Below are 16,156 nucleotides of genomic sequence, written 5' to 3'. Positions count from 1 at the left end.
GTGAAAGACTAAACCGAAACCGCAGGCTCAAGGAAGCTCAGTGACGGATTTCTGCTATTCGTAAGATCAAGTCGCACCGAAGCTCCGAGCGGGAGCGTACGATTGGCTCCATCGACATGACCGCTGCGGAGGCCGATAGCAACCGGTCCGGGAAATCCTCTCAGGCCATGCAGAATCGCTCTCTCGAGAAGATCCTGCTCTTCCTGCGGGACGCATTGTGCCATGTCTCCGAAGACGATGCCGCGCACGTCTTCCAACCTGCTTGAGTAGCGCAGGTGCAGAAGCATCCTGTCCCACTGGTAGGGCTTGGTCCCGATATCTTCCAGAAACAGAATGCTTTCTCCAAGCTGGGGAGCGTAAGGTGTTCCCAGGCCGGCCGTCAGAATCGAGATGCATCCTCCCAGCAGGTTTCCCTCTGCAACTCCGGGTTGCAGGATGCGCAAGCCATCACCGGCATCGAGCGTCCATTCGCTTGCTCCCTCAAAGGTGTTCTTCCAGCTCGACCGGTCAACTCCTCCGTCGCGCGCAAAGTCAGCCGCCACCATCGGAGCGTAGAAGCTCATCAGGCCGATCTCATTCTGAAGCCACGTATGCAGCGACGTGTGATCGCTGTAACCGATAAATGCCTTGGGATTTGCGCGGATAAGGTCAGCATCAAGATGAGCCAGAAGCTCGGCCGATCCCCAGCCACCGCGAGTGCAGATGATGCCGTCGATCGTATCGTCGGCGAACGCGGCGTGCAGATCCTCCAGCCGCTCAGCGAGCGTCCCTGCATAGTACAGCGGCCCGCCGCCAAAGGCATATCTTCCCAGCTTGATCTGGTAACCCGCCGCCTCCAGCTCCGCCAGCCCCCTCTCCACCAGGTCGCGCTTCGGCGTGCTGGCCGGCGAGATCACGCCGAGCGTCGCACCTGCCCGCAGAGGGCGCGGCCGAAGAAAGTTCCGGACAACCTGCGTCACAGGCCGAAGACCTCTCCGTGGCAGATAATCTCCGCCGGCCCGGTCAACCGCATCACCTCTTCGCTGCTCAGCCATACGGTCCGCTGCGCACCGCCTTCGGCAACCGCCTTCAGCTCACGATCGACTCCCCTGAGCGCCATAGCTGCAGCCGAAGACGCGCATGTTCCCGTCCCTGACGAGGTTGTGGGCCCGCATCCGCGCTCGAAGATCCGGAATGCGATCTCTCCGCCGGAGAGAACTTTCACAAACTCAACATTGGTGCCGTGGGGAAACAAAGAACTAACGCTGATGTGGCCTCCCAGCTCCTGCCAGGAGAGTCCATGAGAGCTGAAGTCCTCCGATTCCACGAAGATCACAAAGTGTGGATTTCCGACATTGACCATCGCGCCTGCGACCTGTCCGATCTCCGGAATCTCGATCGTGCGCTCCATCACGCGGGGAACCCCCATCTCGCTCTCGACCAGATAAAGCGGATCGGCATCCTCGACTACCCGGCAGCTTCTCGGCCCGCCGTGCGTGCCGAAGACGACCTGGTCCCTGCCCTCAGAGCTCGCAAGCCACGCGGCGACGCAGCGCGTTCCATTGCCGGAGAGTTCCGCCTCACTGCCATCGGCGTTGAAGAGGCGAAGAAAAAACTCTCCATTCGGCCTCCGCTCCAGGAATTCGATTCCATCGGCGCCGATACTCGTGTTACGGCTGCAGAGCTTACGGGCCAGTGCCGCATGCTGCCGCGCGGCGACGGCCTCCTCCAGAATCAGAAAATCGTTACCGCATGCATGTGCTTTTACAAAGGGAATCATCGCTCTCTATTCTTCCTCAGAATCGCGGGAGACTACAACCTGATCGGTTGTTCCACTGCTGCGAAGCTCACTGAGCAACTCCGCGTGGCGCCTCCGCGTCGTCTGAACTGCAAACATCATCCTTTCGAAGCCCTGTATGCTCTCGTGCTGCGGAGTCTTCAGGGGAATTCCCATGCGATCGAGCACACTGAGCACACAGACATACATGGCCTTGCGATCCGTTCCGCGAACCTCATAAAGCATGCTCGTGTGCTTCCAGAGTGCTTTAGATTCCACATAACCCACCACCGCCAGCGCGATCAGAGTAATGAAGGTCGCAAGCACAGCCTCAAGATAGAGGCCGGCCCCGCACGCCATGCCAACGGAGGCGACCACAAAGACCGTTGCCGCGCTCGTGAGGCCGAGCACACGATCCCGCGTGTGCAAAATGATTCCCGCTCCCAGAAACCCGATCCCCTGCACGATATTGGAGGCGACGCGACCTTTATCCGGGTTCGCATCCCCAGCAAGCACAGCCGAAAGCATCGTAAAAAATGCACAGCCGAGACATAGCAGAAGGTTCGTTCGCAAACCGGCTGCCTTGTGCCGCAACTCTCGCTCAAGACCGATCATGCCGCCCAGAACGCATGCTGTCAGCAGACGCGCCGTAGTGCCTGTGGACATTAATTCCTGATCGATCTGGCTGAAATGAAACTGGGGAACGAGCATCTTACCTGCGACAGATGGTAGCACCTTGGCCTGTCTTTCACGTCCGGCCGCGCTGGATTTATTAGAAGCGGGAGGATCGATAGATGCGGGCGCAAGGCTGGTGCGTAGTACACAGCACCGACATCTCTATCAGGTCTTCCGGATGCGCCGCCACTGCCTCGGAGACCGGATCGCCCGCGATGGCGACGACATAGGCCGCGTGCTTCGCAGGATCAGCCAGGGCCGCCTTCCAGCTATCGTAGTCCGTCTCGCTGATGGTTTGCTTTAATGGAATGCCAGCCCTTTGCAGCGCACCCACGTGATCCGAGTTGTACATCAGGATCGGCGCGCCGGCCGGGAAGGTTTTGATCTCGTCCGCAATCGCCTGCTCAAAGGGGATGCGGGTGGTGGAGTTGACCATCGCCTCTTTGAGTACCAGGGGCACGTAGTACATCATCCCAATCGCGTTTAAGACGACCAGCAGAAGGGCGACCGGCGTCATCAGCCTGACCAGAAGGGGCTGCGAAGCTGCGCCGCGTTCCTGCATCCAGCTCAGCGCGATGCAGGCAAAGATGGCAAAGGCAGGCAGCATCTCAACGCCATATCGCGAGTTGTAGAACGAATGCGGAAAGAGCTTTGGGATAAAGATGGGAATGGAGCCATACGCAATGGAATAGATGTAGAACGGCAACGGAACCCATAGCAGGGTCGAAACCGTCTCCAGACGCTTGCGTATGGCAATCACCAAACCGCCGAAGGCAAGCGCGACCACGGCAAACCCCGTCTCCCAGGCCGATGTATCCAGCTGTGCGGTTCGCAAGTAGACGATCGCCGCCCAGAAAGGATTGTGCCAACCGGGATGATGTACTCCCGCTTTCGAGGTCTTCCGTTCAATGGCCAGCGCGGAATAAGGGCCGCGCATAAAGTCCAGAGGATCGTGAAAGAAGTGCTGATTGTAGACCAGCCACGCGATGGGACCGGCTACCGCCAGGAGCGTAAAGATGCCGAAGGACAGATTGATCTGGCTGTGAACCTTCGGTGTCCGGAAGAGCTTCCAGGCGACGACACACCACACCGCTGCGCCGAAGATCCAGCCGTCGTAGCGCGTAAAAACAGCCGCCAGGATGAGGATGCCAAGACCGATCAGCCTGCCTTTGACCGCAGGCAGACGTGCCTCGCCGATTGCAGCGACACACTCCATCGCCAGCAGAGTCATCCAGATGATGATCGCGAGAAACAGCGGCTCCGTCATGGCCGTAGTCGAGAGATACAGAAGGTTCGGGTTCAGCGCATAGAAGAGCGTAGCCACCATCGCCCACTGCGTCGGCACGACGCGTCGTGCCAGGCGATACAGGCCGGCAACGCTCAGCACATAGGCCAGCAGAGACGGCCACGCGCCAGCCAGGCCGTTCTGCCACCACTGCATCTTCTGCACGAAAGGCAACATCAGCAGGTGAGGCAGCGGAAGCCACACGCCACCCAGCTGAACCAGCCCGGGATTGCGCGTATCCAGAATTCTGCGCGCAATCCCCAGGTGGGCCACGGCATCGCCGTAGAGCAGCATATAGTTCCGGCCCATGCACACGATTAGCGCAGCAAACGCGAATGCGATCGCAGCAACCGCGTAGGGCATCGCCTCTTCGCGCTTCGATGGACGGACCTCGAAGCTCAGCGGGGGCAGCTCTTCGCGGGCGCCGGTCTGCCGATTTGGCCTACGACCTCTCATACTCCAGGTGGGAGATCTCCTTAAAAAGACAGAATCTTTCGTCAATTTCCTCGCGGCTCACATCCTGCAGTCGCTCGGTTCCGAAGCGCTCTACCGCAAAGGACCCCATGACCCCTCCGTAGAACATCGCCGTGCGGAACACCGTCGGAGTCAGTTCCGGTTGCGAGGCCAGATAGCCGTAGAAACCACCGGCGAAGGAGTCGCCGGCACCCGTAGGATCCACTACCTCCGCAAGCGGAAGCGCAGGCGCACGGAAGGGATGCAGGGCGCGGAAGCCCGACGAAAAGGAGTCTTTGCCAAAGAAGGCCGTCGCTCCGTACTCACCGTGTTTCACAACCAGGGTCTTCGGCCCCATCTCGAGCACCTTACTCGCTGCATGAACGAGATTCTGATCCTCGGCAAGCATCCGCACCTCGCCATCGTTGATCAGCAGGACATCGAGTTCGCGCAGCACCTTCGCCAGGTTCGCCGCGTGTGCGGAGATCCAGTAGTTCATCGTATCCCCACAGACCATGCGAACATTGGTCATCTGCTGACGAACGCGGGCCTGCAGAACGGGGTCGATATTGGCGAGGAAGAGATAGTCGCTGTCTTTGTAGGACTCCGGAATCTTGGGGTCGAAGTTCTGAAATACGTTCAGATCGGTCTCAAGCGTCTGCGCCTCATTGAGGTTCTTCACATACGAGCCCGACCAGTGAAAGCTGAGGCCGTCAGCACGTTCCAGCCCCCGGGTATCGATGCCGCGACGGGTAAAGACCGCCTCGTGCTCCTCGGTGAAGTCTTTCCCCACCACAGCGATCACACGAACATCGGTGAAGTAGCTGGCAGCAAGCGCAAAGTGAGTGGCCGCGCCGCCAAGGCAGTTCTCTACGGCTCCGCTGGAAGTTTCAATGCTGTCGAATGCAACCGATCCTACGACCAGAATGGACATCAAGCCTCTTTCTCAAATATGTGTGTAAATTAGGCAGCGGATTACAGATACTTCTCCAGCAGCGGCCATAGCTTCTGCCGTGTCTCGGCAGGGATTGTCGTCTTGTCCGTGAGAATGGCGTACTTCATGGCATCGCCGCAGCCACAGGTCCTTTCTTTGGGAAGCGCAGCAACAGCGGCGCGGACGACCTTCTCGGCGTTGCGCGAGTTCTGGTGCATTACCGCGACGATCTGATCGACGGTAACGTCATCGTGCCCTTCACGCCAGCAGTCGTAGTCCGTCACCATGGCCATGGTGGCATAGCAGATCTCGGCCTCGCGGGCCAGCTTGGCCTCCTGAAGGTTCGTCATGCCGATAATATCGGCGCCCCAGCTGCGGTAGAGGTTCGATTCCGCTCGCGTCGAGAACTGCGGCCCCTCCATGCAGACATAGGTTCCACCGCTTTTGCCGATCACGCCGCTCGCATCGCAGGCCTCCTGGAAGGCCTGCGATACCGTTACGCAGACGGGATCGCCAAAGGCAACATGAGCCACGATGCCTTCGCCGAAGAAGGTAGAGATCCGCGCGTAGGTGCGGTCGATAAACTGGTCCGGCATCACAAAGTCTGTCGGCTTGTGCTCTTCCTTGAGCGACCCCACGGCCGATACAGACAGAATGCGCTCAACGCCGAGCATCTTCATCGCATAGATGTTGGCCCGGAAGTTGAGTTCCGTCGGCAGAAGGCGGTGCCCACGGCCATGACGCGCCAGAAATGCTACCTTCCGGCCTTCCAGGGTACCCAGAACGAAGGCATCGGACGGATCTCCGAAGGGCGTTGTCACCTTCTCTTCGCGAACATCTGTCAAACCCGGCATCGCGTAAAGTCCGCTGCCGCCAATAATTCCAATCTCGGCCTTGTGCAAAGTAAACGTCTCCTATCTCGCGGCGGGCCCAGAACCTCTGGTCCCTTCGGAAGTATATCGTTCCAGCAAAGCGGGCTTGACCATGCCATAGGCCCCCAGCAGGCGGGCCAGGGACAACGACGGCTCATGCCCCGTCTGTGCAAGACGGACCGGGCCGGTCGGCTGCTCATCGCGAATGCTGTCGCGCAGCTTGCGAGCGAGGGCAAGATCGAATCCCTCGCTCACGAATACGGTCGAGCCTGAGATCGACAGCAGCACGTCCCCTTCATTCGTCGAATAGACCTGCTCGTCCGCGCCTGCTTCGTCCTTCTGCCGCCGGGTCAGCGCCGAATACTTTCTGGGAAGCTGATTGGCATAGATTCGCATGAAAGAGCTCGCCGAGTCAGGATTTTTCCACTGCGAGTAGTAGAGCAGCCCGATCGAGCCGGTCGTCTCCTTGTCGGCGGCACTGGCATCTTTGCGCTGAGCGGCATAGTAGATACCGCCATGCCACTCCGGTGCCAGCCCATCGGCGATCTCGCGGCCTCCGAAGAGTTCCACCAGGATGCGAACATCCAGCTCGCCCATGACGCCCAGATCATAGGGCTCCCATCCATTCCCCAGCAGTGGGTGGATATCCGGCATGCGCAGAACCGGGACGGGGGTGTGCGCGATGTATTGCTCGGGATGAAGAATCTCGAAGCTTGAAGACGGCGGATTCGCAAGCACCCCGGCAAAGGCAGCATCTTTGCCCCCCTTCAGCAGAACGGCATGCTCAAAATTAAGGCCGTCCGTATAGGGAAACAGCAATGATTCCTGTAGAAGCAGAGGCGCCCGGGCAAGCACAGGAGAACCCGAGGTGTCCGCAACCAGCCCCTTCAGCCGTGCCATCATCTCCGGAGGCGCATCGGCAAGGGTCTTTCCCGAGGGCCGCAGGGTGTAATCGATAAAGGTCGCCATGGCCTGCCCCTCGGCCACCGCCTCTCTCGCTGTGTCTGCCTCGTCCACCTGGATATGGCGGTTGTCATCCTGCACATTGTGGGAGACGCCCTGCAGACTGACATCGGACCACTTCGTCAGGTCGACCTTCTGGTCCTGCAGGGCATGCGTAAGCTCGTGGGCCAGAACAGGCTTCTGCTCATTCGGCTCGATCCAGTCCAGCAGATTGACCGTCTTGGTTTTATTGTCGTAGAAACCGGCGATCTGTTCGGTCAGAAGCGACAGCAGAAACGGCCGCAGATGAAAGTCACGATCCAGAAGACCGAATTTCTTCAGAACCAGTTCGGAACGCTGCATCCGGCGCGTGCTTTCATCTTCATCGAACTTTTTCTTGAGGTACTTGGTGACCTCGTCCCGCGATATCAGCTTCCGCTTTACGCTGTGCTTAATGGGAAGCTTCGTATCGGCGGAGACGAAGTTCAGAATCTGATCGACGGACCGGAACAGCTCCTTCGCCTCCTGCTTCGTCATGGGGGCATGCGGTTTGTTCTCGTCGGCCTTGCTCTGTCCCGGTGCCTGTCCCAGACCGGCAGCAGTGCAACCAGCCACCAAAATCGAACCTGCCAGCCACCGTGTTACGTGCCCCACCCTCTTTTTCCCCATCCCCGGCTGCAAACCTGCCTCTCTGTCGGACCGCTATAATCAAGTGTACGCAGAGTTCGCTCAAGGCGTCGCGTTGCCACCATGACGACAGCAACCTCCTTCAATACGCCCCCTGCAATGCCCCCCACCTCTGATCCTGAGCTCGATGCTCTTCTGCATCGCGCAGTTATCGCTTCGTTAGACCAGATAGGATGGCTACGGGTTACGGGGGCGGACCGCGTTCGCTGGCTCAATGGAATGGCAACCAACTTCGTACAAGCGCTTGCACCAGGCACGGGAGTCTACAATTTCTTTCTGAACGCGCAGGGACGCATTCAAGGGGACGGCAACATCTTTGCTTTACAGGATGAGCTGCTAATTGAGACACCCCGTCAGCAGATCGCCACCCTGATCCCTTATCTGGACCACTACATCATCATGGATGATGTGGAGCTGGCCGATATCAGCGACAGCCGCCACGGACTGACAGTGATTGGGCCTCAAGCTTCCTCACTTCTTACGAAGATTGGCCTGCCCCTTATTCCACAAGAAGAGCTGAAGGTCGAACGGCAATCATGGGGTACCTCCACAGTGGATATCCATATAGCTCACGGTCCTCTGGTTCCCCGGTTCGAGTTGTGGGTGGGAGATCCCGACGACCTTCAAAAGTTGCGGCAAGCCCTTGAGTCTGCAGGAGCGGCTCATGTGAGCGCTCAGACCATCGAGTACCTTCGTCTGCTGGAAGGAACGCCGCTCTACGGCACTGATATCCGTGATCGCGATCTACCGCAGGAGACCAACCAGGCGCGAGCTCTGCACTTCAACAAAGGATGCTATCTCGGCCAGGAGATCGTCGAGCGTATCCGTTCGCGCGGCAATGTTCACCGCACCCTTACGTCCTTTCGTCTGGAGGGAACACTTCCGGCTCCGGGAGTAGCTCTGCAGGCCGCCGACAAGGCTGCAGGCGAACTGACCAGTGTGGCAGCTTTGCCCTTGATCAGCGAGACCGGAGAAGCTCTCCAGATAGGTCTCGGCTATGCGCGCCGCGAGGCGCTCGACCGTCATGATCCCCTTCACTATGAAGGTGGAATCGCACATCCAGCGCCATCACCCTTCTTTCAGGCTGGCGACAGAACCACTCTCCAAAGCATCTGATTCAATGAAGCGAGATCCTAATGTCCGAACAGAACAAGCCTTTTGTCGTCACCGACCGCCGCAAATTCAATTTAGATGGCGAACTGCGCCCAGATGCCACGCCCTCACAGGAAGAGCCTGAAGAGCGCGAAAGGGAGCAGGCATCAGAGCCCCTCGCTGTAACACCCTCACCATCCGCAGAGACGGCAGCACAGGAGGAATCGGAAGAGATTCCTGAAGAGATGCTCGCGGGCCCGACCCCGGAACAGAGCGCGCAGGCTGAGGCGGCGTACAAAGCCACGGCGGAGCGTCTTGATCTTGCCATTCGGGCTGCAAACCCCGGCGGAGATCATCCTCCGGCAATGAACTTCGAGACGCTGGTGCAGTCAATTTATATGACCACCATCGTTCAGCTGGGTGGGGCTACCCCGGAGGGTCAGCAGCCGCAGGTGGATCTGATGGGGGCCCGCCAGAGCATCGACATGCTGACAGTTCTGTCAGAAAAGGCGACCGGCAACCTGTCCGAATCGGAGCAGCGTCTGCTTGAGAGCGCGCTCTTCGAACTCCGCATGGGCTTCCTGGAGATCACACAGGCACTGGCACGATCTGCCGCCACAAAGGCGGGAGTTCCCGGCCCCGGACCCAGCATCGTTCGTTAAACGATGGAGGCGACCCTCACCTTTCTCGGCACCGGCACATCGATGGGTGTGCCTACCCTCGGATGCGACTGCGCGGTCTGCACCTCGGCAAGCTCGTCCACAGGAGATCCGCGCAATCGCCGTACGCGCCCTTCGCTTCGCCTGGCCTACAACCATCACATCGTCCTCATCGATACGGGGCCGGACTTCCATGCGCAGGCCATCCGCGAGAATATCCGTCATATCGATGCGGTCCTTTACACGCATGGACATGCCGATCACATCCTCGGCTTTGACGATCTGCGGCCCCTCAGCTTTCAACTGAAGCAGAGTCTCCCCATCTACGCCGACACCGAGACAGCCGATACCCTGCGCAGGATCTTTGACTATACCTTCAGCGAACGTGAGCGCTATTCGACTGCCGCCCGCGTTACGCTTCATCCGCTGGACGAAGCCGCACCGGGTGCCGGAATCGACCTCTTCGGAGCCTGCTTTCAGCGCATTCCAGTGACCCATGGCATGCAGACCATCACCGGCTATCGCTTCGGATCGGCTGCCTATCTCACCGATATGAGCGATATTCCGGCCGAGAGCATCCCCCTTCTGCAGGACCTCGACATCCTTATCCTCGACGCTCTTCGTCGCCAGCCGCACCCAAGCCACTCGCATCTGGAGCGCTCGCTCGCCTTTGTGGAACAGCTCAAGCCACGCAGGGCATTCTTTACCCACATCAGCCACGACCTCGATCATGCAGCGACGGAGGCAAGCCTCCCTCCTTACGTCAGGCTTGCCTACGACGGGCTACAGCTCAACTTCGAGATTGCATAGATGACAGGCACAAGAGGCATGCAGATCTTTCGCTCACTCTCTGAAGTTCCCTCCACCTTCGGCCCGGTAGTTGCCATCATCGGGAACTTCGATGGCGTCCACCGCGGGCACCAGAAGATGATCCATCAGGTCATCACACGCGCACAGCAGCTCGACGCAGGTTCGCTCGCCATCACCTTCAATCCTCATCCGGCGCGCGTTCTTCATCCGGAGAGCAGGCGTCCACTTATCACGCCACTCGATCAGAAGCTTGAACTGCTGTCCGAAACAGGACTTAGCGCCGCCCTGGTGCTCCCCTTTACAGAAGAGCTTTCACATACCAGTGCGCGAGACTTCGCGCAGAAGACCTTGAAAGACCGGCTTGGAGTGATCGAACTCCACGAGGGTGACAACTTCCGTTTCGGATACAAGGCCGAGGCAGGGGTCGAGTCACTCGACGCGCTGGGACATGAACTTGGATTCCGCGTCGTCATCGAATCCCCCATCGTCCTCCGCGGCGCTCCGATCTCTTCCACACGAATCCGTCAGCTTGTCGCTGCAGGCAACGTGAGTGAAGCACGCGCGCTTCTCGGAAGGCCCTTTGGCATGGTCAGCCGGCCCGCATCCGGCCGGGGTTACGGCACGCGGTACACCGTCCCGACCATCAACCTTGCTCCCTATGATGAGCTGATTCCAGCCATCGGCGTATACGTCACTTGGCTCACGATCGATGGTGAATGTTTTCAAGCCGTCACCAATGTGGGCAATCGCCCCACCTTCGGCGAAGATTCCTTCACGATCGAGTCGCACATCCTCAACTTCCACCCCATCGCTCTGAGCGAACAGACTCCTATCCATCTGGCGTTCCTGAAACGTCTGCGCGATGAAATTCGTTGGCCCTCTCCTGAGGCTTTGCGCGAGCAGATTGGACACGACGTACGCCGTGCACAACGCTACTTTTCGCTTTGCGAAAGCCTCCGGGCTGAGAATCGGTCTGCATAAACCGTTGGTGTATCTACAAGATCCATCACTCGATTGCGGTCGTTCAAAGATGCATTATGGCGATCGATTCGGAACGATTTTGCCAGTCTCCGGGAAAGTGTCATCCTGAGCGAAGCGCGTCAGCCCAGAGTCGAAGAATCTGCGGTTCGGAATGGTTGGCGGGTCATCAGGCCGCAGATCCTTTGACGGCGCTTCCCGCGATAAGACTGCGAGAAGCTTCGCTCAGGATGACACCTTGCAAAAACATGTCTGTATAGGTGAATTCAACCTAATTTACTCAGCGAGGTGATGGCGCTCTGACGGGAGCGGGATCAGAATCGTCGTTATCGTCGGAGGATTCTTTGGCAACGTGATTCGCCGTCGTGGGGACCGCGCGCGCCGCGACACCAAGAGGCGGCCTCTTGGGAGCGTTGTCGGACGGAAACTGCTCGTCCGGCTTATTCGCAATCGCCGCCTGCATAAACTCCATCCAGACAGGGAGAGCCGCACGCGCCCCAGTCTCCTTATCACCCAGCGACTGGCGGCTGTCATAGCCAATCCACGTGCCGCACGTCACCGAAGGCGAGAATCCGATAAACCACGCGTCCGTGTAGTTGTTCGTCGTGCCGGTCTTTCCGCCCAGAGGATGATTCAGCTGCGAAGCCCGAGCCCCTGTTCCCATGCGAACCACCGCCTCAAAGAGCTGCATCATCGTCCGCGCCGTCTCCACCGAGATCACCTCGCGGACGTCGACAGGTTTTTCATCCAGCGGAAGACCATCCGCCTGCGTCACCTTGCGGATGTAATGAGGCTCAATGCGGATGCCGTCGTTGGGAAAGACACTATAGGCTCCCACCTGATCGTAGAGCGATATGTCCGCCGAGCCGAGCGCTACCGGAAGGAAGGCGGGAATATCGCTGGTCACTCCGAAGCGATGCGCCGTGTCGATCACCTTGCGAATTCCCAGATGCGCGGCCAGCTTGAGCGCAGGAATATTGCGTGACTCGGCAAAGGCATACGTCAGCGAGATCGGCCCCAGATAATTAGCTTCATAGTTGTGTGGCGTGTAAGGTCCACTGGGCGTCGGAAAGGTCGTAGGACTGTCCACGACAATGTCCGTCGGCTTCGCTCCCGCCTCGATGGCCGTTGTGTAAACGTAGGGTTTGAAAGAAGAGCCAACCTGGCGTTTCGCCTGCGTGGCGCGATTGAACTGCGACAAGGCAAAGTCGCGTCCTCCAACCATCGCCACCACTTCGCCGGTCGCGTTATCGACGGCCATCAGAGATCCCTGTGCGCCGGAGTCCTGTTCGAGTGCAGCCTTCCATGTCCCATCCGGCCCCTGCTGCACGATCTTCACATAGACCAGATCGCCGTTGCGAAGGAAGCTGTCCGCCGTAGGAAACGTCGTCCATTGCCAGTCTTCCGGTGTCAGGACCGCAATCTGGGTTCCCAGCTTTACGGTCACCCGCTTCGGCTCTACCGCCGTCACGACGCCGTGCACATAGGTTCCTTTTGTGATCGGCTGCGTCCAGTCCGGGTGCTTATACGTTTCAACATCTTCGCCGGAGAGGACAACGTTCGGCAGGTCTCCCTTCCAGCCCTCGCGCCTCTCATAGGCAGCAAGCCCGTCTAGCACCGCCTTATTCGCGACGGCCTGCAGATCGAGATCAAGCGTGGTGTAGACGCGCAGACCTGCTCCGTGCACCTCTTCAACCCCATACTCCTTCTCCAGCTGCCGCCGCACCTCTTCTACAAAGTAAGGTGCAATGCTGTTCGGCGGAGATTGAACGTGCAGTCCCAGAGGAGCAGCCTTCGCCTTCTCCTCCTGCTCTTTGGTGATCTTGCCGTCGTGCTCCATCTCGCTCAGCACAAGATCGCGTCGCTTCAGCGCACGGTCTGGATGGCGGACCGGAGAGTAATACTCTGGTCCCTTCGGCAGGGCCGCCAGCAGCGCAGCCTCCGGCAGGGTCAGGTCGCGAACGTGCTTGTTGAAGTAGTACTCCGAACCCGCTTCAAAGCCGTAGGTCCCGCGCCCCAGATAGATCTGGTTGGCATACAGCTCGAAGATCTGGTTCTTTGTGAACCTCCTCTCGATCTGCATCGAGAGAATGACCTCCTGGAACTTTCTGCCGAAGGTCTTTTCGTTGGAAAGAAAGAGGTTCCTCGAGAGCTGCATCGTCAGTGTGGATGCGCCCTGCGCCTTGCCCTGCGAATGAAGGTCGCGGTAAGCCGCTCCCAGCGCGCGAACCAGGTTGACACCCCAGTTGCTCTCGAAACTCTTGTCTTCAATCGACAGGATCGCCTGTTTCAAAATCGGAGGAAACTCAGAATAGGGGACTACAACGCGGCGTTCCAGCGCGAACGAACCGAACGGACGGCCATGCACATCCACCAGCTCCGTCGTCGTGTTCGGGTGGTAGCGGGTAAGGTCATCGATCTCCGGCAGGTCGATCGAGTAGACCAGCATCAGCCCGCACAGAGCGCCAAATACCGCAGACAGCGAAAGCAAAACGTAGAAGGTGACCAGGCGGGCACGCCTGCGGCTGGGATACTCTCTCCACTCCAGCAGGCGTCCAAGGAATCGCTGCCAGAACGGCTCCGTCAGCGTCTTGACCTCGTCATCTTGGCGTCTGTGTAAGCTCGGCACTGCCCTTCACCATAGCATGTCCAGACAGGGTCAGCAGATCAAGCGCGACGGAAAGTCATCCAACCAGAAAGCTCCAAAACATGCCCAATCTATGCTGCTTTTTGTTTCAGCAGATCAAGCGCCCTGTTAAGCTGCTCATCCACCGAAACGCTGGGCTTCTTCGTCTCAGGCTGCTTGGATTCCGGTACGGCAGCATCCTCGTCGATCGGCTCATTGTCTTCGATGTTCGAAGCTACAAGCACTCCCGGCGTAACGCCTTCATCTTCCAGTTTCTTCCCGGAGGGAGACTCGTACTTGGCGACCGACAGGATCAGAGCAGCTCCATCGGGAAGTTCAAAGGTCTTCTGCTGAGACCCCTCGCCGAAGGTCCTCTCTCCGACAACCTCCGCGCGATGGTTATCCATCAGGGCTGCCGCAACAATCTCAGCAGGTCCGGCCGTTCCCCGATTTACCAGCACAACCGCCGGCGCCGTTGTATTAATCGCCTTTGAAGCGTCAGCGCTGAAGACCTGTTTCTCGACCTTCTGTCCTTCCAGCGTCGTGATCGTGCCGGACTTCAGCAGCAGATTCGCCAGCCGGATTGCCTCCGAGTTCTCTCCGGCAGCCACGTCCCGCAGATCGATCAGGATCTTCTTGTTGCCGGCCTTCTGCATTCCTTTCAGCTTCGACTCGATCTGCTGCACGTGCTCATGATCCAGAATGATGGGCTTGAGGTAAAGGATCGAAGCGTTCTCATACATGGTCTCGCCGACGGCGGGTTCCGAAACCAGCGTACGGGTCATTGTGACCTTATCCGGGATCGCCTTTCGCGGACGCACCACCGCAAGCGACAGCTCACTTCCAGGCTGTCCTTCGAGCATCATCCGGATCATCGCCAGCGAGATGTTGCGCGTATCCTGATCGCCGATCGCTTCAATAATGTCGCCATCGTTCAGATTCGCCTTGTCGGCGGGGCTTCCCGGAACGACCGAAACCACGGTGGCATATCCCCAGCGCTTGGAGACATTGATGCCCACCTGGGCCTTGCCTCCCTTGTCTTCCTTATAGGTCTTATAGTCGGCGGCGGTCAGATAGCTTGAGTCCGAATCCAGCGATTCCAGCAGACCGCGCAGAGCGCCATCGGTCACATCGGGAATATCGGGAACCTCCACATAATCCGTCTGGATGTGCCGAAGTACCTCGCTGTACACATTGATCTGCTTGTACGCTCCGTCCTGGTCATCGGTGGCCGCATTGACGCCGCTGGAGTTAATTCCCAGAAAGACGGCGAGCACCAGAACGACCGATACGGAAAGCAGAAGGATCTTGGAAATCTTCGGCATATCTACAGAACTCTCCAGGGAGCAGACACCACCCCCAACAGGCGTTTAGACGAAACACCCTGCCGAAATGATACTCTCGTACCAAGATTCCGCGATATGGGCAGGAAGAACTATGGTGGCGGTGGACAGAATCGAACTGTCGACCTACGGGTTATGAGTCCGTCGCTCTAACCATCTGAGCTACACCGCCGGTAGAAGAGAGCCGTGCCCATCAGGAAAATCGAATCGGGGAGATTCACCACTGGCACAGCCAGATTCCATCATACTTGATTCCACGCTGCCGGAAAAGTCCAGCGAGAGCCACCCTTTGCGGGTCGTTGGCGTTATCCCGGCTCGCCTCGCCTCTACCCGTCTACCTCGCAAGATTCTTCGCCCCATCGCCGGCCGGCCCATGCTCGCATGGGTGTGGGAGGCAGCGGTTGCCTGCCCCCAACTCGACCAGTTGCTAGTCGCCACCGATTCGGATGAGATCGCCTCCCTCTGCAACGAAAATGGCTGGACCTGCCAGCTGACATCGCCTGCACTCGCCAGCGGAACCGATCGCGTCCACGCCGTCTCACAGATCGTCGACGCTGATATCTACGTCAATATCCAGGGAGATGAACCGCTCCTGAAGCCGGAGCACCTGACCGCTCTGCTGCAACCCTTTGCCAAGCCAGGCGTTGACGTGACGACCCTCAAGGTGCCCTGCACCCCCGAGAACATCCACAATCCCAACGCCGTAAAGGTGGTCACCGCGGAAGACGGACGGGCCCTCTACTTCTCTCGCGCCACCATCCCCTACAACCGCGACGGGAATCCGGCCCTCTATTGGAAGCACATCGGCCTGTATGCCTATCGAAAAGCCGCGCTGCAACGGTTTCCTGCACTGCCTTCCAGCACGCTCGAACACACGGAGCGTCTCGAACAGCTTCGCTTTCTCGAAAACGGCGTCAACCTTTATGTAGAGCCGACGCCCTTCGATACGATAGGGGTCGACACGGAGGAAGACCTACGCCTGGTGGAGTCCGTGCTGACGCGCTAGGACGCATTCACATATATCTGAGAGCCACGCTGAACCCC

14 protein-coding genes and 1 tRNA gene are annotated in these 16,156 nt (G+C 58.7%); 5 read left to right on the top strand and 10 right to left on the bottom strand.

Going from position 1 to position 16,156, the window contains the following annotated elements:
• Positions 1-8 precede the first annotated feature (8 nt).
• The 7 genes from GWR55_RS17770 to GWR55_RS17740 all read right to left on the bottom strand — a co-directional run bounded on the left by GWR55_RS17770 (position 9) and on the right by GWR55_RS17740 (position 7,571).
• On the bottom strand, positions 9-959 hold the full coding sequence (locus GWR55_RS17770) for an LD-carboxypeptidase (RefSeq protein ID WP_238398509.1): 951 nt from the start codon (positions 957-959) through the stop codon (positions 9-11).
• Entirely contained in the window at positions 956-1,759 is an 804-nt protein-coding gene (gene dapF, locus GWR55_RS17765) for a diaminopimelate epimerase (protein ID WP_162403444.1), read from the bottom strand. Before dapF ends, GWR55_RS17770 begins: the two co-directional genes overlap by 4 nt.
• Before the next feature lie 6 nt (positions 1,760-1,765).
• Positions 1,766-2,422: an MgtC/SapB family protein gene (locus GWR55_RS17760; protein WP_238398508.1), complete on the bottom strand. Its 657-nt coding sequence runs from the start codon at positions 2,420-2,422 to the stop codon at positions 1,766-1,768.
• 106 nt (positions 2,423-2,528) lie between these two features.
• Positions 2,529-4,172, bottom strand: a complete 1,644-nt coding sequence (locus tag GWR55_RS17755) for a glycosyltransferase family 39 protein (RefSeq protein ID WP_162403442.1) — start codon at positions 4,170-4,172, stop codon at positions 2,529-2,531.
• Positions 4,159-5,103, bottom strand: coding sequence for a PfkB family carbohydrate kinase (locus GWR55_RS17750; protein ID WP_162403441.1), 945 nt, complete (start codon positions 5,101-5,103; stop codon positions 4,159-4,161). The genes GWR55_RS17755 and GWR55_RS17750 overlap by 14 nt, the downstream gene beginning before the upstream one ends.
• A 41-nt stretch (positions 5,104-5,144) precedes the next feature.
• Complete coding sequence (mtnP, locus tag GWR55_RS17745) at positions 5,145-6,005, bottom strand: S-methyl-5'-thioadenosine phosphorylase (protein ID WP_162403440.1); 861 nt, start codon at positions 6,003-6,005, stop codon at positions 5,145-5,147.
• Between the two features lie 12 nt (positions 6,006-6,017).
• Positions 6,018-7,571, bottom strand: coding sequence for a hypothetical protein (locus tag GWR55_RS17740; RefSeq protein WP_202925538.1), 1,554 nt, complete (start codon positions 7,569-7,571; stop codon positions 6,018-6,020).
• 96 nt (positions 7,572-7,667) lie between these two features.
• Here GWR55_RS17740 and GWR55_RS17735 point away from each other — a divergent pair, with 96 nt between their 5' ends.
• The 4 genes from GWR55_RS17735 to ribF are packed head-to-tail and all read left to right on the top strand — an operon-like array spanning position 7,668 to position 11,146.
• On the top strand, positions 7,668-8,720 hold the full coding sequence (locus tag GWR55_RS17735; protein WP_238398507.1) for a folate-binding protein YgfZ: 1,053 nt from the start codon (positions 7,668-7,670) through the stop codon (positions 8,718-8,720).
• A 20-nt stretch (positions 8,721-8,740) separates the two neighbouring features.
• Positions 8,741-9,358 (top strand): DUF1844 domain-containing protein, encoded by a 618-nt coding sequence (locus GWR55_RS17730; RefSeq protein ID WP_162403439.1) that lies wholly within the window; start codon positions 8,741-8,743, stop codon positions 9,356-9,358.
• A gap of 3 nt (positions 9,359-9,361) precedes the next feature.
• Positions 9,362-10,165, top strand: coding sequence for an MBL fold metallo-hydrolase (locus GWR55_RS17725; RefSeq protein ID WP_162403438.1), 804 nt, complete (start codon positions 9,362-9,364; stop codon positions 10,163-10,165).
• Positions 10,166-11,146, top strand: a complete 981-nt coding sequence (ribF, locus tag GWR55_RS17720) for a riboflavin biosynthesis protein RibF (RefSeq protein ID WP_370521179.1) — start codon at positions 10,166-10,168, stop codon at positions 11,144-11,146.
• Between the two features lie 277 nt (positions 11,147-11,423).
• On the opposite strand, the gene GWR55_RS17715 is transcribed toward ribF, so the two are convergent.
• From GWR55_RS17715 to GWR55_RS17705, 3 genes are all read right to left on the bottom strand, one after another.
• Positions 11,424-13,772 (bottom strand): penicillin-binding protein 1A, encoded by a 2,349-nt coding sequence (locus GWR55_RS17715; protein WP_162403437.1) that lies wholly within the window; start codon positions 13,770-13,772, stop codon positions 11,424-11,426.
• 89 nt (positions 13,773-13,861) lie between these two features.
• Entirely contained in the window at positions 13,862-15,094 is a 1,233-nt protein-coding gene (locus GWR55_RS17710) for a S41 family peptidase (RefSeq protein ID WP_162403436.1), read from the bottom strand.
• Positions 15,095-15,207: 113 nt separating this feature from the next.
• A tRNA-Met gene (locus GWR55_RS17705) sits at positions 15,208-15,284 on the bottom strand.
• A 117-nt stretch (positions 15,285-15,401) separates the two neighbouring features.
• Between GWR55_RS17705 and kdsB the strand changes: the two genes are divergently transcribed.
• Positions 15,402-16,118 carry a 3-deoxy-manno-octulosonate cytidylyltransferase gene (gene kdsB, locus GWR55_RS17700; RefSeq protein WP_238398506.1) on the top strand — a complete coding sequence of 239 codons (717 nt, stop codon included), beginning with the start codon at positions 15,402-15,404 and terminating at the stop codon, positions 16,116-16,118.
• Positions 16,119-16,156: the final 38 nt, after the last annotated feature.

It is taken from the genome of Edaphobacter sp. 12200R-103, from assembly GCF_010093025.1.
GTDB lineage: Bacteria > Acidobacteriota > Terriglobia > Terriglobales > Acidobacteriaceae > Edaphobacter.
Note: the sequence above shows the minus strand (reverse complement) of the source record. Positions and strands in the feature narration are given on the sequence as shown.